General features: G+C 73.8%; 20 protein-coding genes. 8 read left to right on the top strand and 12 right to left on the bottom strand.

Features of this window, described 5'->3' with window-relative positions:
• Positions 1-11: 11 nt before the first annotated feature.
• From ABD332_RS01530 to ABD332_RS01545, 4 genes are read right to left on the bottom strand one after another with little or no spacing between them, the layout of a single operon-like run.
• Positions 12-5030, bottom strand: coding sequence for a DUF6531 domain-containing protein (locus ABD332_RS01530; protein ID WP_344498658.1), 5019 nt, complete (start codon positions 5028-5030; stop codon positions 12-14).
• A gap of 48 nt (positions 5031-5078) precedes the next feature.
• Positions 5079-6470, bottom strand: coding sequence for an MmgE/PrpD family protein (locus ABD332_RS01535; protein ID WP_344498660.1), 1392 nt, complete (start codon positions 6468-6470; stop codon positions 5079-5081).
• Entirely contained in the window at positions 6467-7288 is an 822-nt protein-coding gene (locus tag ABD332_RS01540) for a cyclase family protein (protein ID WP_344498662.1), read from the bottom strand. Before ABD332_RS01540 ends, ABD332_RS01535 begins: the two co-directional genes overlap by 4 nt.
• A complete protein-coding gene (locus ABD332_RS01545; protein WP_344498664.1) occupies positions 7288-8484 on the bottom strand; it encodes a CaiB/BaiF CoA transferase family protein in 1197 nt (398 codons plus the stop codon). Before ABD332_RS01545 ends, ABD332_RS01540 begins: the two co-directional genes overlap by 1 nt.
• A gap of 75 nt (positions 8485-8559) precedes the next feature.
• On the opposite strand from ABD332_RS01545, the gene ABD332_RS01550 reads away from it, so the two are divergent.
• The 3 genes from ABD332_RS01550 to ABD332_RS01560 all read left to right on the top strand — a co-directional run bounded on the left by ABD332_RS01550 (position 8560) and on the right by ABD332_RS01560 (position 12064).
• Positions 8560-9993, top strand: coding sequence for a dihydroorotase (locus ABD332_RS01550; RefSeq protein ID WP_344498666.1), 1434 nt, complete (start codon positions 8560-8562; stop codon positions 9991-9993).
• Positions 9994-10071: 78 nt separating this feature from the next.
• Entirely contained in the window at positions 10072-10818 is a 747-nt protein-coding gene (locus ABD332_RS01555; protein WP_344498668.1) for a sulfite exporter TauE/SafE family protein, read from the top strand.
• A 25-nt stretch (positions 10819-10843) separates the two neighbouring features.
• The gene (locus ABD332_RS01560; protein WP_344498670.1) at positions 10844-12064 is read left to right on the top strand and encodes an MFS transporter; all 1221 of its coding nucleotides are present in this window, start codon (positions 10844-10846) and stop codon (positions 12062-12064) included.
• 20 nt (positions 12065-12084) lie between these two features.
• Here ABD332_RS01560 and ABD332_RS01565 read toward each other — a convergent pair whose 3' ends face one another.
• The 3 genes from ABD332_RS01565 to ABD332_RS01575 all read right to left on the bottom strand — a co-directional run bounded on the left by ABD332_RS01565 (position 12085) and on the right by ABD332_RS01575 (position 15164).
• Positions 12085-13284: an acyltransferase family protein gene (locus tag ABD332_RS01565; RefSeq protein WP_344498672.1), complete on the bottom strand. Its 1200-nt coding sequence runs from the start codon at positions 13282-13284 to the stop codon at positions 12085-12087.
• Between the two features lie 63 nt (positions 13285-13347).
• On the bottom strand, positions 13348-13971 hold the full coding sequence (locus tag ABD332_RS01570) for an isochorismatase family protein (protein WP_344498674.1): 624 nt from the start codon (positions 13969-13971) through the stop codon (positions 13348-13350).
• The gene (locus ABD332_RS01575; protein WP_344498676.1) at positions 13971-15164 is read right to left on the bottom strand and encodes a CaiB/BaiF CoA transferase family protein; all 1194 of its coding nucleotides are present in this window, start codon (positions 15162-15164) and stop codon (positions 13971-13973) included. The genes ABD332_RS01570 and ABD332_RS01575 overlap by 1 nt, the downstream gene beginning before the upstream one ends.
• Before the next feature lie 61 nt (positions 15165-15225).
• Between ABD332_RS01575 and ABD332_RS01580 the strand changes: the two genes are divergently transcribed.
• From ABD332_RS01580 to ABD332_RS01590, 3 genes are read left to right on the top strand one after another with little or no spacing between them, the layout of a single operon-like run.
• The gene (locus tag ABD332_RS01580; RefSeq protein ID WP_344498678.1) at positions 15226-16086 is read left to right on the top strand and encodes a hydroxymethylglutaryl-CoA lyase; all 861 of its coding nucleotides are present in this window, start codon (positions 15226-15228) and stop codon (positions 16084-16086) included.
• A 27-nt stretch (positions 16087-16113) separates the two neighbouring features.
• Entirely contained in the window at positions 16114-17595 is a 1482-nt protein-coding gene (locus tag ABD332_RS01585; protein WP_344498680.1) for a class I adenylate-forming enzyme family protein, read from the top strand.
• Positions 17592-18428, top strand: coding sequence for a DUF4437 domain-containing protein (locus tag ABD332_RS01590; RefSeq protein ID WP_344498683.1), 837 nt, complete (start codon positions 17592-17594; stop codon positions 18426-18428). The genes ABD332_RS01585 and ABD332_RS01590 overlap by 4 nt, the downstream gene beginning before the upstream one ends.
• A gap of 137 nt (positions 18429-18565) precedes the next feature.
• Here the strand turns inward: ABD332_RS01590 and ABD332_RS01595 are convergent, their stop codons facing one another.
• Positions 18566-19087 carry an RICIN domain-containing protein gene (locus ABD332_RS01595; protein WP_344498685.1) on the bottom strand — a complete coding sequence of 174 codons (522 nt, stop codon included), beginning with the start codon at positions 19085-19087 and terminating at the stop codon, positions 18566-18568.
• A gap of 235 nt (positions 19088-19322) precedes the next feature.
• On the opposite strand from ABD332_RS01595, the gene ABD332_RS01600 reads away from it, so the two are divergent.
• On the top strand, positions 19323-19958 hold the full coding sequence (locus tag ABD332_RS01600; RefSeq protein WP_344498687.1) for an HNH endonuclease family protein: 636 nt from the start codon (positions 19323-19325) through the stop codon (positions 19956-19958).
• Positions 19959-20013: 55 nt separating this feature from the next.
• Here ABD332_RS01600 and ABD332_RS01605 read toward each other — a convergent pair whose 3' ends face one another.
• Together ABD332_RS01605 and ABD332_RS01610 are read right to left on the bottom strand one after the other, a co-directional pair.
• The gene (locus tag ABD332_RS01605; RefSeq protein WP_344498689.1) at positions 20014-20253 is read right to left on the bottom strand and encodes a hypothetical protein; all 240 of its coding nucleotides are present in this window, start codon (positions 20251-20253) and stop codon (positions 20014-20016) included.
• A 94-nt stretch (positions 20254-20347) separates the two neighbouring features.
• Complete coding sequence (locus ABD332_RS01610; RefSeq protein ID WP_344498691.1) at positions 20348-20794, bottom strand: pyridoxamine 5'-phosphate oxidase family protein; 447 nt, start codon at positions 20792-20794, stop codon at positions 20348-20350.
• A 127-nt stretch (positions 20795-20921) separates the two neighbouring features.
• Here ABD332_RS01610 and ABD332_RS01615 point away from each other — a divergent pair, with 127 nt between their 5' ends.
• On the top strand, positions 20922-22553 hold the full coding sequence (locus ABD332_RS01615) for a cation:proton antiporter (protein WP_425552106.1): 1632 nt from the start codon (positions 20922-20924) through the stop codon (positions 22551-22553).
• 49 nt (positions 22554-22602) lie between these two features.
• Here ABD332_RS01615 and ABD332_RS01620 read toward each other — a convergent pair whose 3' ends face one another.
• Together ABD332_RS01620 and ABD332_RS01625 are read right to left on the bottom strand one after the other, a co-directional pair.
• Positions 22603-23091 carry a hypothetical protein gene (locus ABD332_RS01620; protein WP_344498695.1) on the bottom strand — a complete coding sequence of 163 codons (489 nt, stop codon included), beginning with the start codon at positions 23089-23091 and terminating at the stop codon, positions 22603-22605.
• Between the two features lie 112 nt (positions 23092-23203).
• A complete protein-coding gene (locus ABD332_RS01625) occupies positions 23204-24604 on the bottom strand; it encodes an amidohydrolase family protein (protein ID WP_344498697.1) in 1401 nt (466 codons plus the stop codon).
• Positions 24605-24689: the final 85 nt, after the last annotated feature.

A 24689-nucleotide genomic window follows, 5' to 3' on the forward strand; every position in this document is an offset into this window, starting at 1 on the left:
CGGGTTCCGGGTCAGAAGCGGGCGATCGAGGCGTCCCGGATGCGCGGGGCGGCGAGGCTCTCGGCGAGGGTGTGGGGCTTGTCGCCCCAGCCGTCCGGCGAGCTGCTGCCGCTGCCGCCGGCGACCCAGGCCGAGTGGACGGTGTGCAGGTTGATGGTGACGCCCTCGCCGCCCTCGTCCTTCGTGATGAACCGCGGAGCCAGGATCTCCACGACGGAGGCGGCGGTGGGGGGCTGGAACAGCGGCGTCGCCTCGCGCTCGTCGACCTTGGTGCCGGACAGGGCGGTCAGGGCGCTGCGCCCGGGCATGCCCCGCCACCAGTCCTTGTCGACGCCCTCGCCGGTGCCGTCGACCGGGTTCGGCGTGGCGATCGGCGTGCCGGGCGGCACGGGTGTCTTGTCGTCGGGCACGGGCTTGTCGCCGCCGCCCTTCGGTTCGTCCTTCTTCCCGCCGCCGCCACCGCCACCGCCGGAACCGCCGCCGGACGGTTTGGGGTCGGGCTTGGGGGTCGGCTCGGGGGACTCGGGCGTCGACGAGCCGCCGCCGGGGTCGCCGTACTCCGGCGCCCGCGGGCCGCCCGAACCGGATCCGGAGCCGGACGGCTCGCGGTCGGGCCGGTCGCCCCACGGGCCCGCCGGCTCCCCGCCGCCGTACCCGCCTCCGCTGTCCGCGCCGCCCGGGCTGCCGTACCCGGTGCCGCCGTAACCCGAGCCGCCGTACCCGCCGCCGCTGTGACCCGGCCCGCCGTAGCCGGGTCCGCCGTAGCCGGGTCCGCCGTAGCCGAAGCCGTCGCCGAGGCCGCCGAAGCCGTCGCCGAACCCGTCGCTGCGCCCCGAGTGGTCGCCCGGCTTGGCGGGCTTCGCCGCGGGCGGGCCCCACCAGCCGAAGCGCTGGCCGATCTTGTCGACCTGGTGCGGCGCGACCAGCACCGCGCCGACCAGCAGGACGATCTCCGAGCCGGGCACGTGGAAGAACTCGCCGATGATGCCGAGCACGATGAGCCCCTCGCCGACGTCGGACATCTTGTCCCAGGCGTCGCGGTAGTCGACCCCCGGACGCCTCGGGTCCGGCTTCGGCGGCTTGAACGGCAGCATCGACGTCGTGGCGTATCCGCCGCCGCTGCGGGTGTAGTACAGCCCGGCGCCCGGGTCCCAGAGCACGGCGCCGCCGAGCAGCGCGCCGTCCGCCGCGGAGCCGGTCGGGCGGCCGTAGGCGTCGTAGAAGTACCTGCGGGGCGGCGCGCCGGACGCGTCCGCCAGGCCGGCGATCAGGCCGCGGCCGCTCAGCACGTACGTGGAGCGCGTACCGTCCTCAGTGGACACCTGGACCGGCTGGCCGGGGCCGTCGCCGTAGGTGTAGCTGCGCAGCAGGCGCTCGCCGTCCCACTCCTCCAGCAGGTGGTCGCCGCTCCACACCCGGGTCACCCCGTTCCGGCCGACCTGCCGGCCGTGGGCGTCGTAGCCGTACCGGATCGCGCCGCCGTCGACGCCGACGACCTGGCCGTCGTGGTCGTACTCGTACGTCCGGCCGGTGCCGTCCGTCGTCTCCCCCGTGCGGCGGCCGTTGTCGTCGTAGGTGTACGCGGTGCCGCCGGCCGTCACGTACGCGCCGCGGGCGTTCACGGTCGCCGCGCCGACCACCTCGGTGCCGTCGGGCAGCGTCTCGACCCGCCGCTGCCACAGCCCGAGCGGGCCCAGCTCGTAACGGACGGAGACCCCGGAGTCCCCGTAGGACGCGGACGTGAGCCGGCCCGCGGCGTCGTAGCCGAACCGGTCGCCGGTGACGGCCGCGCCGTTGCCGCGGTCCTCGGCGACCGGCCGCCGGGCGTCGTCGAACAGGTAGGAGAAGGCGTCGGCGACCGCCCCGCCCGGGGACCGGTACGTGAGCGCCGTCAGCCGCCCCGTGCCCGTCGCGTACGACAGCTCGGCGACCAGCGATGTTCCGAAGTGGACGGTGACCGGGCGCCCGTCGGCGTCGTACTCGTACGAGACGATCGTGACGCCGTCCTCGGCGACGCCGGTCAGCCGGCCCCGGCGGTCGTAGGCGCGGCTCACCCGGCGGCCGCTCGGGTAGACGAGCCCGGTCAGGTTCCCCGCCGTGTCGTAGGAGTACCGGATCGTCCGGCCGGCCTGCGTCTCGGTGAGCGGCCGGCCGAGCGAGTCGTACGCGACGGCGGTGCTCGCGTCGGGGGTCCAGGTGGACGTCGTCCGGCCCAGCCCGTCGTAGCGCAGCGCGGTCACCGGGACGGCGCCCCCGCCCGGGGCGGTGACGGCCTGCGCGACGAGCCGGCCGGCGGGGTCGCGGTCGCTGGTGACGACCGTGCCGTCGGGCTGGGTGAGCCGGACGACGTCGCCGACGGCGTCGCGCTCGAACCCGGTGACGGCGCCGTCGGCCTCGATCACCGTGGCCAGGCCGCGCGGCCCGTACGTGGCGCGGGTCAGGTTGCCGGCCGCGTCGGTGCGGGCGGTGACGCGGCCCGCCTCGTCGTAGCTCACCTGGTCGAACAGCACCTGCCCGGGCGCGGCGGTGCGGACCCTGCCGGTCGGGCGGCCCAGCCCGTCGTGCACGTAGCGGGTGGACCCACCGGCGCCGTCCACGTGCCCGACCAGCCGACCGAGTCCATTGTGGACGAACAGGTCGGCGGGGTCGTCGCCGAGCCGGCGGGTGCGCAGCTGGTCGAGCTCGTCGAACGTCTGGGTCACCACGGTGGCGCCCCGCCGCAGGTGCACCGGGTTGGAGTTCTCGTCGTAGCCGACCGCCGCCGTCAGGCCCGACTCGTCGGTGACGGAGGTGATGCGGTTCGCGCCGTCGTACGTCATGGTGAGCGCGCCGCCGGCCGGGGTCCACCAGCGGACCGGCTTGCTGTGCACGCCGTACTCGACGAAGGCCGAGACCAGGCCGTTGCCGCCCAGCGGCGCCCCGGTCGCCGGGTCGTGCCACGACCGGTCGATGCGGACCAGCCGGTCGAGCTCGTCGTAGGCGTAGAACGCCTCGGCGAGGACCGCCGGGTCGGCGTTCCCGGCGTCGCCGGTCAGCCGGACCCGCACGACCCGGTCCGCCGCGTCGCGCCACTGGTCGAGCGAGGTGCCGTCCGGGCCGTCGTACCCCGCGTACCGGTGCAGCCCGTCGTAGCGGAACCGGGTGGTGTGACCGCGGCCGTCCGTCTCGGACTCCAGCTGCCCGTTCGCCGTGTACGTCCAGCGCAGCGCGGTCCCGTCCGCGGCGACCGCCGCCACCGGCAGGTTGCGCTCGTCGTACGTGTAGGTGGTGACCGCGCCGGTCGGGTCCACCTCGCGGACCACGTTCTCCGCGGCGTCCCGCTCGAGCACGGTGACCTGCTCCAGGCCCTCGCCGGCGACGGTGCGCCGGATCGGGTTGTTCAGGTCGTTGTAGGCGAAGCGTTCGACCACGACCGCCGGCTCGTCCGTGGCCTCGGCGCCGTCGAACCCGCCGCGGACGAACGACACGGTGCGCTCGACCAGGTTGCCGTTGAGGTCGTACGTGTACGCCTGCCGGTACGCGTCGCCGGCCCGCGAGCGCAGCTCGGTGACGTCGCCGTGGGCGTCGCGGACCAGCCCGGTCGCGGCGCCCTTGCCGTCCACGACGGACGTCACATGGCCGGCGGCGTCGTAGGTGAACGCGGCCGTCACCGTGTCCCGGACGACCCGCCGCAGGTAGCCGCCGCGCGCCGGCGGTTCGGCCGGGTCGCCGGGCGCCGTCCGGGCGCCGGTCGGGTCGTCGTCGGCGTAGTGCAGGTACTCGGTGGCCGCCCCGCGCGCGTCGGTGTACCGGGTCAGCTGGCCGCCGTCGTTGACCTCGAAGCGTTCGGTCAGCGTGACCGTCGCCGCCTCCTCGCCCGGCAGCGACACCGTCGCCGGCGGCGTGGTGCGTTCGACGAGGTTGCCGCGCTCGTCGTACGACCAGCGCCACCGCCGCCCGTGCGGGTCCACCATCGTCACGACACCCTGGTGCGCCGGGTCGTACGCGTACCGCCGGACCTGCCGGACGGAGCCGGACGCGTCGACGCGGGCCGCCTCCATCAGGTTGCCCCGGTCGCGGGGGTCGTCGGCGTCGGGGTCGTAGCGCCACTCGTCGCGGTGCCCGGCCGGGTAGACCCGCCGGACCAGCTCGCCGTGCCGGTCGTGCTCGCTGCTGGTGGTCAGCGCGACGCCGCCGGACCAGACGGTCTGCTCCACCACGTGCCCCCGGTCGTCGTGGCGCAGCTCGACCCGGCCGCCGTTCTTGCCGACGAGGCGGGTCAGGCGGCCCTCGTACCCGTAGGTGATGGTGCCGCCGCCGTGCAGCTGTGTCACGACCCGGTCCTCGTCGTCGTAGACGTTGCGCAGGAACGTGCTGCCGTTCGGGTCGGTGACGCTCTCCAGCCGCAGCCTTTCGTCGTACGTGTACCGCACCGTGGGCCGCTCCAGGCCGTTGTTGCGCGGCGGCTGGACGACCGTCACCAGGCACCCGTCGCCGTCGTAGGCGTACTGCCAGCGGCGGCCGCCGTCGTCGATCTCATGGATCCGGCCGTCGCGCAGCCGCAGCCGCACCTCGCGGTCGAACGGGTCCGTCACGAGGATGGCGTCGTCCTCGTACGAGAGGCGCACCGTGTTGCCGTTGCGGTCGGCGACGGCGACCAGCCGCCCACCGGCCTCCGGGTCGGTGAACACCAGCCGGTTGCCGCGCGGCTGGAGCAGCGCGAGCCCGTCACCGGCCCGCTCCAGCCGCGCGTACACGCCGTCGGGCGGGTCGAAGCCGGGTCCGTCGGCGCGGTCGGTGAACCGCAGCTCGCGGCCGGTGCCGTCGCGCAGGATCAGGCCGTCACTGGCCCAGGTCAGGCGCTTGTCGTAGGCGAAGCACCAGCCCCGCCCGAAGGGGCCGTCGGGCGGCCCGGTCTGCGAGCGGTAGGTCCGGGCGATCTGGACCGACGGGCCCCGCCCGGACAGCTGGAGGTCCACCAGCGTGGGGGCGTGTTCGCCGCTGTGGCTGAGGACGTGGGCACCGATGACGGTCGCGTTCCGTGTGGGCATGCGCACATGGAAGCAGCGCGGTCACGCTCCGTCACGTGAGCGACGGCTTCACGACTGTCCGAGCAGGGTGTCCACCGTGGGCAGGGTGGCGAGGGCGGTGGTGCGGGCGGCGAGCGCCCCGGCGGCGTCGGGGGTGAGGGCGCGGGCCGCGTTGAGCTGGAACTTGCGGGTCAGGGCGGCGGGGGAGAGGGGGGCTTCGGCGCTGCCGAGCGAGGCGTCGACGCGGTGCTCGTGGACGGTGCCGCCGGCGCCGATCCGCAGGACGGCGGCGAACGCGTGGGGGAAGATCTTCGTGGCGCGGTCGTCGGCGACGCAGCGGACCTTGGCGGCCAGGGCGAGGCGGGCGGGGTCGAGCGGGCCGGTGAAGTCGTCGAGGCCGACGCCGAGCCCGCCGCCGCCGAGCAGGGCCGTGGCGACCGTGTAGGGGCCGGAGAACTTCCCGTGGTAGGTGCTGCGCGGCCGGGCCTTCTCGGCGGCGGGTTCGGCGATGGTGCGCAGCGTCGGCGCCGCCACCCCGAGCTCGATCCAGTCCACGGCCGCCGGGTCGAGGCCGGCGGCGCGCAGGGCGAGGGCGCAGTCGATGCCCGGGTGGGTGAAGTGGTTGGACGGATAGGGCTTGAACGCGGTGCGCAGCAGCTCCCAGCGGGTGCCGAGGTCGCCCAGGAGCGCGTCGTCGTCGCGGCGGCCGTCCGTGTACGCGGTGAAGAAGCCGAACCTGCCCTCCAGGACGGTCGGCGGGCCGGTGAGCCCGTCGGCGGCCAGGTAGGCGGCGGACACGCCGGCGTGCGCGGCCCAGCCGCAGTGCACCTTCTTGACGGTGCCGCCGGTGCGGTTCGCCTCGATGAGGCCGGCGCCCATGCTGGCGGCGACGCCCATCGCCGAGGCGACCCCGGGCGCGTCGAGGCCGAGCAGCAGCGCGGCGGCGGCCGCGGAGCCGATCGCGCCGCAGATCGAGGTGGCGTGCAGGCCGCGCTCGAAAAAGATGCTGTTGGCGATCGCCGGGTCGTAGGCCGCCATGCCGAGCCGGTTGGTCAGCTCGACGCCGGCGGCGACGGCCGCGAGCACCGCCGCGCCCGGCGCGCCGGTGGCCTGAGCGGTGGCGAGGGCGGCGGGGACGACGGACGCCGACGGGTGCAGCACCGACGGCAGGTGCGTGTCGTCGAAGTCGAGGGAGTGCGCCAGGGTGCCGTTGACGAGCGCGGCGGCCGGGGCGGGCAGCCGGTCGCCGGAGCCGATGACGGTCGCCTCCGCGGTGCCGCCCCAGCGGCGCACCGACCGCAGGACCGCGGGCGCGGCGTCGGCGTCCGGATCGCCGTGGGCGGCGAGGGCGAGCCCGAGGATGTCGAGGACCCGGGCGGGCACGTCGGCGGTCACCTCGGCCGGCAACGGCTTGTCCCGGCAGGCGACCGCGAACCCGGCGAGGCGCTCCACGAACGTCATGCCGCACCCCCTGTGTTCGCGGCTGTGTTCCCGGCCGGCGGCAGGATGGCGAGCGGGCGGACCGGGGCGCCGGTCGCGCCGACGATCGGCAGCGGGTTGAGCACCAGCAGGCACTCGCGGGCGCCGGTGTCCAGCAGCGGGTGCAGCCGCATCGTCTCCACGATGTGCACGCCGCGCTCGACGAGGAGCATCCGGTGGACCGGCAGCACCGCGTGCCCCTTGCCCGGCGGGATGTGCTCGAAGGCGATCGTCTCGGCCCCGACCACCCTGACGCCGCGCGACGCGAGCCACTCGCCGGCGGCGACCCCCGGGCCGGGGGTGCCGTCGCGCTGTCCGATGAAGGCGTCGTGCTCCTCCCACCGGCGCGACCAGCCGGTGCCGATGAGGACGGCGTCGCCGGGCCGTACATCGGCGGCACACGCGTCGAGGTCGCCGGCGGTGATCTCGTAGCCGGCGGGCAGGACCGGGACGCCGTGCACGCGGGCGACGTCCAGCACGACGGCGCGGCCGACGTACACCTCGAAGGACTCGATGCCGTGCGAGGTGAACCCGAGGTGGCTCTGCACGGAGGACGCGGGGACGCCGCCGTGCAGCAGGCCGTCCTGTGACACGTGCGCGAGGGCGTCGACGTGGGTGCCGACGTGGCCGCCGGTGACGATCAGCTCGTTCGCGGCCGAACCACCGTCGGGGCGGACCAGGTCGCCGTGGCGGCGCTCCAGCGCCATCCGGAACGGCGGGTGGTTGGGCGACTGGGGCATGCCCCGGCGCATCGGCTGCGCGAGGTCCAGGACCGTGGCACCCTCGAGGAATCCGGACATCACAGCACCCCGTCCGCGTGCAGCTTCTCGATGTCCTCGCCGGTGAGGCCGAGCCGGTCGCGGTAGATCTCGTCGTTGTGCGCGCCGAGCCGCGGGCCGGTCCACCGGATGTCGCCGGGGGTGGCGGACAGGCGGTAGAGCACGTTCTGCATGCGGACCGGGCCGAGGACCGGGTCGTCGACGGCGCGCAGCGTGCCGAGCGCCGCGTACTGCGGGTCGGTGAACACGGCGGCGATGTCGTGGATCGGGGCGACCGCCGCCTCCGCCGCCTCGAACGCGGCGATCACGTCGGCGGCGTCGCGGGCCGCGATCCAGTCGCCGACGTAGCCGTCGAGGAGGTCGGCGTGCTGGGCGCGGGTGGCCCCGGCCGCGAACCACGGCTCGGCGATCACCTCGGGATGCCCGACGAGACGCAGCACGCGCTCGGCGACGGCCTGGGCGGAGGTGGAGACGGCGAGCCATTTGCCGTCGCGGCTGCGGTACGTGTTGCGCGGCGCGTTGTTGACGCTGCGGTTGCCGGTGCGCGCCTGGACGACGCCGAGCTGGTCGTACACCATCGGCTGCATCCCCAGCAGGGTCAGGATCGGCTCGATGATGGCCAGGTCGACCACCTGCCCGCGGCCCGTGGCGTGCCGGGCGAGCAGCGCCGTGGTCACCGCCTGCGCGGCCGAGATGGCGGCGATCCCGTCGGCGAGCCCGAACGGCGGCAGGGTCGGCGGCCCGTCGGGCTCGCCGGTGATGGCCGCGAAGCCGCTCATCGCCTCCGCCAGGGTGCCGAAGCCGGGCCGGTTCGCATACGGGCCGAACTGCCCGAACGCGGTCACCCGCGCGATCACCAGGCGCGGGTTGACCTCGGCGAGGACGTCGGGGCCGAGGCCCCACCGCTCCAGGGTGCCGGGCCGGAAGTTCTCGATCAGCACGTCGGCGCCGGCGAGGATGCGCTTGAGCAGCTCGGCGCCGGCGGGCTTGGACAGGTTGAGGGTCGCGCAGCGCTTGTTGCGCCCCAGCAGGGTCCACCACAGCGGCACGCCGTCCTTGGCGGGGCCGTGGCCCCGGGACGGGTCACCCTTCACGGGATGCTCGATCTTGATGACGTCGGCGCCGAAGTCCCCGAGGATGGTGGCGGCGAGGGGGCCGGCGAACAGGGTGGACACGTCCACCACGGTGATGCCTGCCAGGGCGGGCTGCGGTTCCACCACCCGAGCCTAACGGCACTTCCGTCGAAATGGAAACCCCGTTACATTGAGGGAAACGCCGGGAAGGGGCTTCACGTGTCGCGGTACGACCTGATCATCAAGAACGGCACGCTGGTGCTGCCCTACACGGGGGAGATCCGGGCCGATCTGGCCACCCGCGCGGGCCGGATCGCCGCGATCGGCGAGGACCTCACGGACGCCGACGAGGTGCTCGACGCGACCGGCAAGCTGGTCTTCCCCGGCGCCGTGGACGCGCACTACCACCTCGGCATCTACCGGCCCCTGGAGGTGGACGCGGCCGAGGAGACCCGCTCGTCGCTCGTCGGCGGCGCCACCACCGTGCTGTCCTACTTCCGGACCGGGCAGCACTACCTGAACAAGACCGGCGCCTACGAGGACATCCTCCCCGAGGTGCTGGCCGCCGTGTCCGGCCGCTCCTGGACCGACTTCGGCTTCCACCTCGCGCCGATGGACACCCGCCAGGTCGGCGAGGTGCCCGCGCTCGTGGACCGGCACGGGATCAGCTCGTTCAAGTACTACATGTTCTACAAGGGCTTCAACCTGTCCGCCGACTCCCGGGACGCGAAGGCGTTCACGATGAGCGACGAGTACGACCTCGGCCACCTCTACCAGATCATGGAGGCCGTCTCCGCCGCCGCCGTTTCCGCCGCGGCCCGTGACGCCGGCCGCCGCGTCTCGCTGTCGCTGCACTGCGAGCAGGCCGAGCTGATGCGCCTGTTCATCGAGCGGGTCCGCGCCGCCGGCGACCCGCAGACGCTGAAGGCGTACTCCGACGCCCGCCCGCCGCTCACCGAGCGGGTCGCGATCGGCGAGGCCACCACCCTCGCGGCCGCGACCGCCTGCCCGGTGAACCTGCTGCATCTGTCCAGCGGCGAGGCCCTGGCGGCGGCCACCGAGGCCCGGCTCGCCCGCCCGGACCTGGACCTGCGCACCGAGGTCACCCTGCACCACCTCTGCCTCAACTACGACGAGCTGTCCGGCCTCGGCGGCAAGGTCAACCCGCCCATCCGCAGCGCGCAGGACAGCGCCGCGCTCTGGGACGGCGTCCTGTCCGGCAAGGTCGACTGGGTCGCCTCCGACCACGCCTGCTGCCTGGAGGAGCACAAGGGCGACGAGCTCTGGCCGGCGCTGCCCGGCTTCGGCGGCACCGGCCTGCTCTACCCGGTGCTGCTCAGCGAGGGCATGCACAAGCGCGGCCTGGCCCCGCACCGGGTCGCGGAGCTGGTCTCCGGCAACCCGGCCCGCGCGTACGGCCTCTGGCCGCGCAAGGGCTCGCTGCTCGTCGGCCAGGACGCGGACCTCGCCGTCGTCGACCCCGACCTCGAGCAGGAGGTGACCGGCGAGCTGCTCCTGTCCGGCCAGGACCACTGCCCCTTCGCCGGTCGCAAGGTCCGCGGCTGGCCCGTCGCCACCGTGCTGCGCGGGCAGGTGGCGTACCGCGACGGCGCCGTCGTCGGCGACCCCCGGGGCGCGTTCGTCGCCCGCTGACACCCCTCGGTGTGACGGATCTCCGGCGCGGGTGACCTGCCGGCGGCGCCGCCGGGCCGCCGGGGAAGACTCCGGTGCGTGTCGTGGTGGATGTATGCGCTGCTGCCCCTCGCCGGGGTCGGCGCCGGGCTGGTGGGCAGCGTCGCCGGGCTGGCGTCGCTGATCAGCTACCCGGTGCTGCTGGCGATCGGGCTGCCGCCCGTCACGGCGAACGTCACCAACAGCGTCTCGCTCGTCTTCAGCAGTGCCGGTTCCATCGCCGGGTCGCGCCCCGAGCTCGCCGGGCGGGCCGCGCGGCTGCGCCGGCTGGCGGTCGCGGCGGTCGCCGGCGGGGTCACCGGCAGCGCGCTGCTGCTGCTCGCGCCGGCGGAGACGTTCGAGGTGGTGGTGCCGTGGCTGATCGCGGGCGCGTCCCTGGCGATCCTGCTGCCCCGCCGGCCGGCCGACGCCGAGCCGCACCGGCACCACGGGTGGTTCCTGGCGGGCGGGGTCGCCCTGGTCGGCGTCTACGGCGGCTACTTCGGCGCGGCCGCCGGCATCGTGCTGCTCGCGCTGCTGCTGGCGCTGACCCCGGCGACGTTCGCGCAGGGCAGCGCCGAGAAGAACGTCCTGCTGGGCGCGGCCAACGCGGTCGCCGCGCTCGCGTTCGCGCTCTTCGGCCCGGTGCACTGGCTCGCCGTGCTGCCACTCGGCGTGGGCCTGTTCATCGGCGGCCGCCTCGGCCCGGTGGTCATCCGCCGCAGCCCGCCGGCCGCGCTCCGCGGCGTCATCGCCGCCCTGGGCCTCGGCCTCGCCGTCCACCTGGGCTGGCAGGCGTACCGGTGACCGCCGCACCCACCCGCGGTCTGCGGTGACCGGCGCGGCGAGCTACCGGGCGCTGCTGCGGACGCCGGGCGCGGCGGCGTTCTTCGTGCCGACGGCCGGCGGCCGGGTCGGGATCGCCATGACGAGCCTCAGCATCGTGTGGCTGGTCCGGGACGCGACCGGGTCCTACGCGACCGCCGGCCTGGTCACCGGGGCGTTCGCCGTCGCGGACGCCGTGGTGGGGCCGCAGGTGGGGCGGCTGATCGACCGGTTCGGGCAGGCCAGGGTGCTTCTGCCGGGTGCCGTCGTGCACGCCGTGGCGGTCGGTGCGCTTGTGGCGGGCGCCGCCGGGCACGCGCCGGCCTGGCTGCTCGCCGTCGCCGGTGCGCTGGTCGGGGCGAGCCTGCCGCAGCTGAGCGCGGTCGCCCTGGCCCGGTGGTCGGCGCTGCTGGACGGCGGGCGGCGGGCCGCGCTCCCGTCGGCATACGCGCTGGAGTCGCTCAGCAACAGCGTCGCGTACCTCGTCGGGCCGGCGCTGGTGAGCGCGATCGCCGCGGCGGGCCGGCCCGTCCTCGGCACGCTGACCGCCGCCGCGCTGGTGGTCGCCGGCGGGTCGCTGCTCGCGCTGCAACGGCGGACCGCGCCGCCGGTCGTGGCGACCGACGGCCGCCACCGGTCGCACCACCGCCGGGCGCTGCGACGACCCGGGTTCCTGCTGCTCGTCGGCGTGAACACCGCCATCGGCGGCTTCTTCGGCACGATGTCGATCGCCGTGACCGCGTTCGCCGTCGAGCGCGGCGCGCCGGAGCTGGCGGCCGTGCTCTTCGCCGCGTCGAACGGCACCGGTCTCGTCGCGGTCCTCCTGTACGGCCTGCGCCCCTGGCCCGTCCCCCCACGCACGCAGCTGGCCCTGGCGGGCGCCGCGCTGGGACTCGGCGCCCTGCCGCTGGCGGCCGGCGGCCTGGCGGGGGTCGCGGCGGGAGCGGTGCTGACCGCGGCCGCGGTGCCGGTCGTCATCGTGCTCGGCTCGGTCCTCGCCGACGCCGTCGTCGACCGCGGGGTGCTGACGGAGGCGTTCGCCTGGCTCGGCTCGGCGAGCGCCGCGGGCTCCGCCCTCGCGGCGACCGCGGCGGGCGTGGCGGTCGACGGCTCGGGTGCCCGCGGCGGCCTGCTGGTCGCGCTCGCCGCGGCCGTCGCGACGGCCGTGCTCGCGGTCGCCGGCCTCCGCGCGCTCCACCCGTCGACGACGGCGACCGACCCGCCCTGACCCGGGACGGGGCGGGGCGGCTACAGCGCGTGCCGGGCGCGCGATCGCGGTCTGGTGGTGGAGGCGCGCTGGGCCGGCACCGCGTGGGCCGGCAGCTCCCGGCGTTGCCTCGGGACGGCGGGCGCGGAGGTCAGGGCGATGCGGCGGTGGCGGCCGGCGGCGGGGGCCGAGGCGGTGCGGCGCATCAGGCGGAGGGCGGGCAGCTCGACGCCGTGGTGGAGCAGCATGGCGGCGATGAGGCTGAACCACAGCACCGACACCGTCGCGACGAGGGCCTGGGCCGGGCCGGCCTGGTGCGGGAGCAGACCGGTGCGGTTGAACCCGATGATCACCAGGAAGTGCACGAGGTAGAACGCGAAGGACAGCTCTCCCAGGTACACCATGGCGGGCCGCGACCAGAAGGTCTTGCGGCCGAACAGGTCGGCGCGGGCGGCGGCGGCCACGACGCAGGTGACGGGGACGAGGGTCAGGGCGTGCTCGTTGACGGGGTAGGGCGCGAACAGGCCCGCGACCATCGCCGGGAGCACCAGCGCCAGGGACCAGCGCAGGCCGGGGCCGCGCCACGCGCCGGAGCGGACCAGCAGCGCGACCGTGACGCCGAGCGTGAACTCCGCCATGCGGACCGGGGGCAGGACGTAGCCGACCCAGCCCGCGGTGTCGTGCGAGGCGTGGACGAGGTTCGTGGCCAGGGCGGCGACGCACTCGACCATCATGACCGCGATCGCCCACAGCCCGGCCGGCCCGAGCCGGCGCAGGCCGGCGAGCAGGAGCGGGAAGCACAGGTAGAAGAACACCTCGCAGGACAGCGACCAGCTGACGATGTTGAGCGCGGTGTACACGTCGCGGCGCGGTAGCCAGCTCTGCGTGAGGGTCAGGTGGGTGGCCAGCTGCAGCGGGCCGGCGCCGCCGACGATGAAGACCGCCGCCACCGTGGTGACGATCGCCGGTGGGTACACCTTGGTGAAGCGCCGCCACCAGAAGGTGGTCGTCGGCGTGCCGGGGCGGAACGACCAGGCGAGCACGAAGCCGGACAGCACGAAGAAGAACGAGACGCCGAGGCCGCCGCCGTGCGCGAGCAGGGCCCAGACCGCGGACCGGACGGGCTTCGGGGCGACGAGCTGCGGGTTGTAGTACTGCTCGAGCAGGTGCTGGCCGAAGACGATGAACGCGGCAACCCAGCGCAGTCCGGTGAGCGACGGCAGGCGGCTGTTACGATCCACCCCAGTTGTTTAACGAACGATGCGCATCCCCAAGGGCGGTCCGGAAGCGCCTCACATCGAACCTCATCCTGCGATGGCGCGCCGCGCCGAATCCAGGGAGACGACGTCCGCATACTTCGCGTCCAGGTCGAACAGGTTCGCGGAGTGCGGGCCGGGGGCGCGGTCGGCGCACGCCTCCCGCACCACCATGGGCCGGAAGCCCGCCTGCAGCGCGTCGACGGCGCTGGCCCGCACGCAGCCCGACGTCGAGTAGCCGCCGATGACGACGGTGTCGGCGCGGGCGGCGGTCAGCCACGCGGCGAGCGCGGTCCCGGCGAACGCGCTCGCGTAGTGCTTGCGGAGCACCAGCTCGCCGGGGAGCGGCGCCAGCTCCGGGGGCAGCGCCGCGAGCGGTGAGCCGTCGGCGAACACCCGCAGGCCCGGCACCTTGGCGGCGAAGAGCGGCGCCTCGGAGCAGGTCTCGTCGGCGAACCCCACGGCGGTGAACGCCACCGGCAGCCCGGCGGACCTGGCGGACGCCAGCAGCGACGCCATCGCGGCGAGGGCGTCGGCCGCGGTGGCGCAGTACAGCGGCGAGGACGGCGACAGGTAGGCGACGACCGGGTCGACGAGCAGCAGCGCCGGCCGCGCCCCCCACCCCAGCCGGGCGGAGAACCCGGCCCCGACGTAGTCATCGTCCAGCGACATCAGATCACGCCGTCCGCGCGCAGCTTGTCGAGCTCGTCGGCGGACAGGCCGAGCAGCTCGCCGTACACGGCGGCGTTGTGCTCGCCGAGCGCCGGGCCGGCCCAGCGGATCGAGCCCGGGGTGTCCGACAGCCGGGGCGCCGGCGCCTGCATGGGCAGCGCGCCGAAGTCGGGGTGCGGGACGTCCACAATGGACTGGCGGGCGGCGAAGTGCGGGTCTTCGAGCATGTCGGCCGGACGGTAGATCTTGCCCGCCGGTACACCGGCCGCATGCAGCAACGCGAGGGTCTCGTTCGCCGGCAGGGTGGCGGTCCAGGCCGCGATCAGGTCGTCGAGCTCCTGCTGGTTGGCGCCGCGGGCGCCGTGCGTCGCGTAGCGCGGGTCCAGCGCGAGATCGGGGCGGCCCATCACCTCGCACAGGCGCACGAACACGGTGTCGCGGTTGCCGGCGATGAGGATGTCGACCCCGTCGGCGGTCGGGTAGGCGTTGCTGGGCGCCACGTTGGGCAGGATCGCGCCGGTGCGTTCGCGCTGGTACCCGGCGACGACCCACTCGGGCAGCAGCGACTCCATGTAGGTGAGCACGGCCTCGTAGATGGCGGAGTCGACGACCTGCCCGCGACCGGTCCGGGCCCGCGCGTGGACGGCCATGACCGCGCCGTAGGCGGCCATCGTGCCGGCGAGCGCGTCGCCGAGGGAGACCCCGACCCGGCTGGACGGGCGGTCGGGCTCGCCGGTGACGTGCCGGATGCCGCCCATCGCCTCGCCGATCGAGCCGAAGCCGGCGCGCGGCGCGTAGGGGCCGGTCTGGCCGTAGCCGGTGACGCGGACGAGGACGAGCCGCGGGTTGATGGCCGACAGCTCGGCGTAGCCGAGGCCCCAGCGCTCCAGGGTGCCGGGCCGGAAGTTCTCGACCAGCACGTCCGACGACGCGACCAGCCGCCGGACCAGGTCCTGCCCGCCGGCGGTGCGCAGGTTGCAGGTCACGGACTTCTTGTTGCGGGCCACGACCGGCCACCACAGCGACTGCCCGTGCGGCTTCTCCCGGCCCCACTCGCGCATCGGGTCGCCCTTGCCGGGGTCTTCGAGCTTGATGACCTCGGCACCGAAGTCGCCGAGGAGCTGCCCGGCGAACGGGCCTGCGAGCAGCGTCCCGGTCTCCAGGACACGGATATCAGACAGCGGACCACCCATGGTTCGGCAGTGTACGGTTGGGAAACGTTGTTTCGCTAGAGGAACCGGGAGTGCGTCGGCAATGGTGGAGATCGTCGAGGTCGGCCCGCGCGACGGCCTGCAGAACGAGAAGGTCCTGCTGCCCACCGAGGTGAAGGTCGACTACATCACGCGCGCCCTCGACGCCGGCATCCGCCGTCTGGAGGCGGTCGCGTTCGTGCACCCCGGCCGCGTGCCGCAGATGGCCGACGCCGAGGCGGTGATGGCGGCGGTGCCGCGGCGGCCCGGCGTCACGTACATCGGCCTCGTGCTCAACCGGCGCGGGTTGGACCGGGCCCTGGCCGCCGGGGTGGACGAGGTCAACATGGTGGTGGTCGCCTCCGACGAGTTCTCCCGCCGCAACCAGGGCACCACCACGGCGGAGGCCCTCGACGTGTGGCACGAGGTCGCCGCCGCGGGGATCCCCGCCTCGCTGACCATCGCGGCCGCGTTCGGCTGCCCCTTCACCGGTGCCGTGCCGGTGGACCGCGTGCTCGGGATCGCGGCCTCGGCGCTCCAGAGCGGCCCGCGCGAGATCGCGATCGCCGACACGATCGGCGTCGGCGTGCCCACCCAGGTGCGGACCCTCGCGGCGGAGCTGGGGGCGCTCGGCGTGCCGTTGCGGGCGCACTTCCACAACACCCGCAACACCGGCTACGCCAACGCCGTCGCCGCCCTGGAGGCCGGCATCACGACGCTGGACGCCAGCATCGGCGGGATCGGCGGCTGCCCGTTCGCGCCGCGGGCGACCGGCAACATCGCCACCGAGGACCTCACGTACCTGCTGCACGGCATGGGCGTCGGGACCGGGCTGGACCTGCCCGCGCTCGCCGCCACCGGGACCTGGATCGGGTCGCGGCTCGGCATCCAGGTGCCTGCCATGCTCGGCCGGACCCTTGATTGAGAATGGAAACGGTGTTTCCATTACGCCGTGACTGGCGCTCAGCTGAACATCGCCAACGGCGTGCGGGAGTTCGCCCGCGCGACCCCGGGCACCGTCGCGGTGATCGACGGCGACCGCACGCTCACCTACGCCGCCCTCGACGACCGCGCGAGCCGCCTCGCCAACGCGCTGCTGGCCGTCGGCCTGCGACCGGGTGACCCCGTCGCGTTGCTGTCCGGCAACCGCCTCGAATACTGCGAGATCGCCGCCGGGCTGGCGAAGGCCGGCCTGCCGATGGTGCCGCTGAACCCGCGGCAGACCGCCGCCGACACCGCCTACATCGCCGGGCACTCCGGCGCGCGGGCGCTGATCCTGGACCCCGCGCTCGAGGACCGCGCGGTGGACGTCGGCTTCACGCTGCCGCTCGGCCCGTACTACGAGGCCGTGCTCGCCGGCGCCGCAGGGACCGACCCGTGGGTCCCGGTGGGCGAACAGGACCCGTTCTGCATCGCGTACACCTCCGGGACCACCGGCGCGCCGAAGGGCGTGCTCATCAGTCACCGCTCGCGCTGCCTGACCTTCTACTGCACCGCCCTCGAATGGGGTCTCGGGCCGGGCCGGCGCACCGTCGCGGTCGCGCCGATGTATCACGGCGCCGGGTTCGCGTTCGCCTACGCGTCGGTCTTCACCGGCGGGACGGTGTCGATGCTGCGCGCGTGGGACCCCGGCGCGCTGCTGGCGATGGTGGAGCGCGACCGGCTGCAGTCGGTGTTCCTGGTGCCGACGCACGCCGTCGGGCTGCGCGAGCTGGGCCTGGCCGGGCACGACCTGCGCAGCCTCGACACGCTGTACTTCAACGCCGCCGCGCTGCCCGTCGCGCTCAAGGAGTGGGTCCTGTCCGCGTTCCCCGGCGTCGGCGTGCACGAGCTCTACGGCTCCACCGAGGCCGGCGTCATCACCAACCTGCGCCCCGCCGACGCGCGGCGCAAGGCCGGCTCCGTCGGGCACCCGTGGTTCATGACCGAGATCCGGGTCGTCGACGACGACGGCGTGCCGGTGCCCCGCGGCACTGCGGGGGAGCTGTTCAGCCGGTCGCCGTTCCTCATGAACGGCTACCTCGACAACCCGGCGGCGACCGCGGAGTGCACCACCGCGGACGGCTTCCTGACCAGCGGGGACGTCGTGGTCGTCGACGACGAGGGGTACGTCACCATCGTCGACCGCAAGAAGGACCTGATCATCACCGGTGGGGTGAACGTCTACCCGCGCGACGTCGAGGAGGCCCTGGCCGCGCACCCGTCGGTCGTGGAGGCCGCCGTCGTCGGCGAGCCCGACGACCGGTGGGGCGAGCGGGTCGTCGCATACGTCGTGGTGCGGCCCGGGACCGAGCTGCGGCCCGACGCGCTGCGCGAGCACCTGCGGGGCCGGCTCGCCGGACACAAGGTGCCGAAGGAGATCCGGCCGATCGCGGCGCTGCCCCGCAACGCGGCTGGCAAAGTGCTGAAACGAGAGCTGAGGAGCGCGGGTTGAGGGCACATGTCGAGCTGATCCACGAGGACGACTACATCTGGCACGCGGCCGAGCTGCCGTTCGGGGAGGGCAAGGCCGTCGAGCGCCGGCTGTCCACCGACGAGGAGGACGGCTCGTCGTCGCTGTCCCTGCAGTTCCCGGCCGACTGGGGACGGGGCCCCGGCGTGCCGCACGCCGACACCGAGTTCTACGTCGTGTCGGGTTCGCTGGTGTACGGCGGGACCGAGGTCGGACCGGGCGGCTACCTCCAGGTGCCCAAGGGCGTGCCGATGGACTGGATCAAGATCCGCGAGGGCAGCCACGTGCTGCACTGGCGCGAGTACGGCGACGCCGGCTTCGACCCCGACGGCCCGCGCCGGGCCGACGGCGCGCCGTCGATCATCGACTCCAACGCGATGGACTGGGTGGCGGCGCCGACCGTCGGCCCGCTCACGCCGCTCTACATCAAGCTGCTGCACCGCGACCCGGTGACCGGCTTCTACACCCGGCTGATCCGCGCGCCGAAGGGCTGGAGCGACCACCGCCTCGCCCACCACCCGTGCTACGAGGAGTTCTACACGCTCAGCGGCAAGATGGCCTACAACTTCGGCGACATCGACGAAGGCACCTACTGCTTCCGCCCCGCAGGCGTGAAGCACGGCCATTTCATCGCCGAGACCGAGATCGACTGGATCATCCGCTCCGACGGCGAGCTGATCAACTGGTACACCACGGACGAATGGATCAAGTGGGGCGGCAACGCCGAGAACTACCACACCCACGAGGCCCCGGTCATCTCCACGCTCCCCGTCCGCTCCCGCTCCAGAGGTGCCTGGTCCGGCGACGGCATGTGACCCCCTCCCACCTCGGCGCGGCCGCCGTCCCACCCGGGCCGGCGGCCTTGCCGTGTCCTTGGTCGCTCCCGGGCGCGGATGCGCGGGCGCGCCGGCCCTCGGGGGAGGGCCGGCGTGCCGTCGGTGCGGTTCGGAGGTCAGCGCCAGGCCTGGTGGGTGGTGACGTTGCCGGGGTTGCAGTCGTACTGGACGAGCTTGGCCAGGGCGAGGATGCTGCCGTCCTTGACCGTCAGGCACTTCCAGCTGTTGTGGTTGACGAAGTGGAAGTAGCCGGGCACGGTCAGGATGTCGATCTTGAACCACTGCTGGTTCAGGTCGCCGTGGCAGGTGTACTGCTGGACCGCCGCGTTGTTGGACCTGCTGCGGTCGCGGACGTCGAGGCACTTGCCGCTGTTGTAGTTGCGGATCAGGTAGAAGCCCTCGGTGCCGACCGGCTCCAGGTCGAACAGCTGGGCGGTGGAGCCGTTGCACGGCGACTGCTGCAGCTGCAGTTTGTTGGCTGTCCCCCAGTCGGGCACATCCATGCACTGGCCGCTGTGTGCCACGTCCCAGGAGCTCCAGACGGGAGCGGTGTCGGCGTGGGCGGCGGCGACCGGCGCGGCGGCCAGGCCGGCGCCGAGGACCAGAGCGAGCAGCATGCGGCGGGCAAACGTGAACATGATCGGTTCCTGTCGGTCGTGGCGCCGCCCGGGTTGGCGGCGCGCACCGAGAACCGTGCCGCCCAGCGCTGAAACGGCGCTGAAACCGCCGCGGTCGTTCAGGGGCAAACGACCATCTGTCCCGTCGTAGGACGGCCACGGGATGTTCACGCGGCGGCGGTCGCACCAGACACTGGTGATCGTCGATATTGGCGGCGGCGAAGCCACGCCGCCTTACCGTCTGATCGGAGCTGGAATGACCCGACCGTCCCGTTTGATCGCCGCGCTGCTGGCCGGGGTGCTCGCCGCCCTCGTCCTGGGCGCCCCGTCGCACGCGGCCCCGTCAGGGATCCCGTCCAAGGCGACCGCACAGAGCTGGCTCACCGCGCTGACCGTCGCCACCGAGGGCTCCAGCAGCGGCTACTCCCGCGACCTGTTCCCGCACTGGATCACCATCAGCGGTGCGTGCGACACCCGCGAGACCGTCCTCAAGCGCGACGGCACGTCCGTCGTCACCAGCAGCTCGTGCGCGGCGACCTCGGGCCGCTGGTACTCGCCGTACGACGGCGCGACCTGGACCGCCGCATCCGACGTCGACATCGACCACGTGGTGCCCCTGGCCGAGGCGTGGCGCTCCGGCGCGAGCTCCTGGACGACCGCGAAGCGGCAGAGCTTCGCCAACGACCTCACCCGCCCGCAGCTGATCGCCGTCACCGACAACGTGAACCAGTCCAAGGGCGACAAGGACCCGTCGACGTGGCAGCCGTCGCTGTCGTCGTACCGCTGCACGTACGCGAAGATGTGGATCGCCGTGAAGTACTACTGGGCGCTGAAGCTCCAGTCGTCGGAGAAGTCGGCGCTGCAGACGATGCTCAACACCTGCTCGTCCTGACCCACGGGTGCCGGGGCGTTCGCGCGCCCCGGCACACGGCTCGCACGGTCCGCGGTCAGCCGGCGAGGGGGTGCCCGCCGTCGCCGTCGACCTTCACGTCCATCACGCCGTCCTCGTCGAGGTCGACCATGGTGACGTTGACCTGCCCGTCCCCGTCGCTGTCGAGCTGGAACAGGTCGGCCTTGCCGTTGCCGTCGGTGTCGATGGCGAGCACGTCCGCCACCCCGTCCTGGTTCGTGTCGACGGCGAGCAGCTCGTCGCGCTGGTCGCCCCGGGTCTCGACAGATTCGCTCATGGCAGTTCCCTCTCTGCAGGTGTGTCCGGACCACGCCCCCGAAGGACCGCCATGGTAGCCCCGGGTCGTGAACCTCGGGTGCCGCCCCGACCGGCTACTCGCGCTCGACCCGGCGCAGGCCGTGGGCCGGGGTCCACCACTCGACGACGAGCAGGGTGGCCTTCGGGTCGAGGTGGGTGTGGACGACCTCGGTGATGTCGGCGACGAAGCGGTCGCTGCCCTTCTCGCCCTCGGTGGCGGTGGCGCGGCCGGTGATCTTCGCCTCGCCGGGCCAGTCGGCCTCGGCGCCGTCGACGGGGTCGACGGTGGCGCTGTGCAGGGCGAAGCGCGGGTCGCGGCGGAGGTCGGCGCCCTTGCGCGCGCCGGGCATGGAGCCGAAGACCAGGTCGCCATCGGCGAACTGCGCCTCGATGCCGGAGATCCTGGGGGAGCCGTCGGCGCGGAGCGTGGCGATCGTCTTGTGCTTGTGCGCGTCGAAGAGGCCCCGCACGCGGCCGGCGAACTCCGGCTCGGCCCGCTCGACGTCCTGCCAGGTGGTCATGGCACTCATGATGCCAGCTGGGCCCATGACAGACTGTGGCATGCACCTCCAGCACGGGCTTCTCGCCATAGCGGCGGTTCTCGCCATCGTCTCGGTCGCGAAAGTGGCGCCACGCGTCGGTGTGGCCGTGCCCATCGCGCTCGTCGTCGTCGGTATCGGGGTCAGTTACATCCCGTTCGTCCCGAACGTCAACGTCGACCCGCACCTGATCCTGACCGTGGTCCTGCCGCCGATCCTGTACTCGGCGGCGGTCACCGTGCACACCACCGACTTCCGGCGCAACGTGAAGGCGATCGGCGGGCTGTCGGTGCTGCTCGTCGTCATCTCCGCGCTCGCCGTCGGGCTCCTGCTGCACGCGCTCATCCCGGACCTCAGCCTGGCCGCCGCGATCGCGCTCGGCGCGGTCGTGAGCCCGCCCGACGCGGTCGCGGCGATCTCGATCGGCAAGCGGCTGGGCCTGCCGCCGCGGCTCGTCATCGTGCTGGAGGGCGAGGGGCTCATCAACGACGCGACCGCCCTGGTCCTGCTGCGGTCCGCGGTCGCCGCGACGGCCGGCGTCGTGTCGGCGTGGGACGTGCTCGGCGACTTCGCGTTCGCCGTCGCCGGCGGGCTCGTCATCGGGCTCGTCGCGGGCCTGCTCACCGTGTGGATCCGGGCGAAGCTCGCCGAGCCGGTGCTGACCACGGCCATCTCGTTCATCGTGCCGTTCCTCGCGTTCGTGCCCGCGGAGGAGATCCACGCGTCAGGCGTCCTCGCCGTCGTCGTCGCCGGGCTGGTGACCGGGCATCAGAGCGCGCGGCACTTCACCGCGCAGGACCGCATCAGCGAGCGCACCAACTGGCGCACCATCCAGCTGCTGCTCGACAACGGCGTGTTCCTGCTCATGGGGTACCAGATCGTCACCGTCGTCGGTGACGTGCACCACGGCGAGGACGACGTCGCCGTGACCGTCGGCATCGGCCTGGCCGTGACCGCCCTGCTGGTGCTGCTGCGGGTCATGTTCGTCGCGCCGCTGACCGCGATGCTGCGCCACGACCAGCGCCGCGCCCGCGCCCGCAAGGACCGCCTGCAGGGCATCCTGACGAAGCTGACGGAGCGGCAGCACGAGTCGCCGAAGTCGGCGCGGCGGGCCGGGTGGGTCGCGTCGCTGGTGCGCCGCCGGCAGGCCGACGACGCCTACCTGACCACGGAGGGCCTCGGCTGGCGGGGCGGCGCGGCGCTCGCCTGGGCCGGGATGCGGGGCGTCGTCACGCTCGCCGCGGCCCAGTCGCTGCCGCAGAGCGTCCCGCACCGCTCGCAGCTGATCCTCATCGCGTTCACCGTCGCGATCGTGACACTGCTCGGGCAGGGCGCGACGCTGCCGGTGCTCATCAAGCGGCTGCGCATCGCCGGCACGGACGCCGAGGCCGACCGGCGCGAGCTGGCCCGGCTGATCGGCGAGATCACCGCCGAGGGCGAGGACGTGCTGGACAACCCCGACCTGCGGCAGGCCAGCGGGGCGCTGTTCGACGAGGAGGCGCTCGAGGCGGCCCGCCGGGAGAACGCCGCGATCGGGCAGGCCCTCACCCGGCCGCAGGATCCCGAGGAGAGCGACCTCGCGCACCAGCGCCGTGAGCTGCACCGGCTGCTGCTCGAGTCGGCGCACGCCGCGCTGCTGGACGCGCGCGAGTCCGGCACGTACACCTCCCGCGCGCTCCAGCACGTCCAGCACATGCTCGACACCGCGGTCTCCAACCTGGACCCCGCCGAGGTGCACTGAAACGACGGCAGGCCGCCCCGGAAGCGCGGGGCGGCCTGCCGTGGAACGGTCAGTTGGACGCGACGCCCAGGCCGGCACTGCCGGTCTCGGGGTTGCCGCCGCCGATGTGGCCCTCGGTGAGCGAGGTGAACGCGGAGTCGAGCTGCTCGCGCAGGGAGTCCAGCGTGGAGAGCTCGGCCTGGTGCGAGGACTCGCTGCCCTCTGCGGCGAAGACGTGGTCCTGTTCGGCGGAGGTGTGGTCGTACGAGGTGAAGTCCGACTCCTCGTACCGCGCGCCGCTCGGGTCGGTGTAGGACACCTGGTGGCCCTGGTCGAAGGAGGTCGACTCGGCGGCCGCGTGGTCCTGCTCGTACACGTTGAACTGGTTGTCGTAGCTGCTCTCGCTGGCGTCGACCTGGTGCAGCTGGTCCAGCGACTGGTGGTCCTGGCCGGTCTGGTACTGGCCGTAGTCGGTGCCGCCGTCGCCGCCGTACGTGTCGGGCTGCTCGTCGCCGGTGTAGCCGGGGTCGAGCTGGGTGCCGTCGTCGTACTCGCTCATTGTCGCCCGCCTCAGGGAAGTCGTGGTGTGCTGCCGGAAAGAACGTTAGGCACGCCGTAGATCGCTCGAATCCCCGGAACGTGCCACCGCGGCCGACCGGACGGGTGGCACGTCAGGTGTTCGTCCATTCGGTGTACGTGTAGGGGTTGTCGAGGATCTTCGTCGCCGGGATGTCCGGGTTCATGCCTTTTCGCCAGGCGTCGGGGCCCATGGTGGCGATGAGGTGCTCGACGGTCCGCTCGACGTCGGCGCGGGCCTTGCCGAGGTCGACGCCGACGAGCTTGTGGTCGCGCTTGACGATCCGGCCGTCGACCAGCACGGTGTGCACGTCCCCGCGCTGCGCCTGGAAGGCGACATGGCCGTACGGGTTGAGGATCGGGAACATCACGGGGGAGTCGTCGTTGCGCAGCAGCACCACGTCCGCGGCCCGGCCGGGCTGGAGGCTGCCGACGACGCCGTCGAGGCCGAGGGCCCTGCTGCCGCCGCGGGTCGCCCAGTCGACGACCTGCTCGGCGCGCAGGTGCACGTGGGTGACGGTCTCGGCGCGGCCGTGCGCCTGCAGGTGCTCCCGGGAGCGGTCGGCGCCGAGGGTGGCGCGCATGGCGGAGAAGAGGTCACCGCTCCACCAGACGCTGGTGTCCATCGACAGCGACACCGGGATGCCGTGGTCGCGCAGCTGCCAGGTGGGCGGGTAGCCCTGCCCGGCGCTCTGCTCGCTCTCGGTCGACACCGACACCGAGCCGCCGGTCGCGGCGATGCGCTGGTAGGAGTCGCCGGACAGCGTCGCGGCGTGCACGTAGATCGTCGACGGGGTCATGAACCCGTGCTCGTGCATGAGCCGGATGCCGTCGTCGTTGGTGGCGCCCCACACGCCGGCGTGCGTGGTGACCGGCACGTCGAGCTCGCGGGCGACCTCGAACGCGGCCCGCTCCGGAAACGCCGGGTCGCCGGTCACGTCGAACGCCATCTGGAAGCCGAGCCTGCCGCGCATGCGCCGCTCCACGAAGTCGCGGAAGCCGGGGCTGGTCGCCCACTCCCACGGGCCCTGCTGGATGTTGCCGTAGGCGAGCACGAACCGTCCCGGGACCGACTCGAGGGCGTCGGCGGCGGCGTCGGCGTGCTGCGGGGTCTGCAGGCCGTGCGACCAGTCGACGGTGGTGGTGACGCCGGCGTCGAGCGCCTCCAGCGCGCCCAGGACGTTGCCGGCGTAGATGTCCTCGGGGCGGAAGTGGCGGCCTGACTCCAGGTAGTACCAGACGAAGTACTGGGTGAGGGTCCAGTCGGCGCCGTAGCCGCGCATCGCGGTCTGCCACAGGTGCCGGTGGGTGTCGATCATGCCGGGCATGACGATGCCGCCGGTGGCGTCGATCTCGGTGGCGCCCGGCGGTGCGGTGAGGCCGACGCCGACCTGGGCGATGCGTCCGCCGACGGCCAGGACGTCGGCGCCGGGCAGGACCGTGTGTGCGTCGTCCATCGTCAGCACCAGACCGTTGCGGAACAGCACTGCGTCCATCGCTGTCAACTCCCTCCGGACAAGAGTCCGTATAGCGGTCGGCGAAAGTGTGTGCCGCGTCACGGGTGCTGTCAAGGCGTCCGGA

Source organism: Dactylosporangium maewongense (assembly GCF_039531485.1).
GTDB lineage: Bacteria > Actinomycetota > Actinomycetes > Mycobacteriales > Micromonosporaceae > Dactylosporangium > Dactylosporangium maewongense.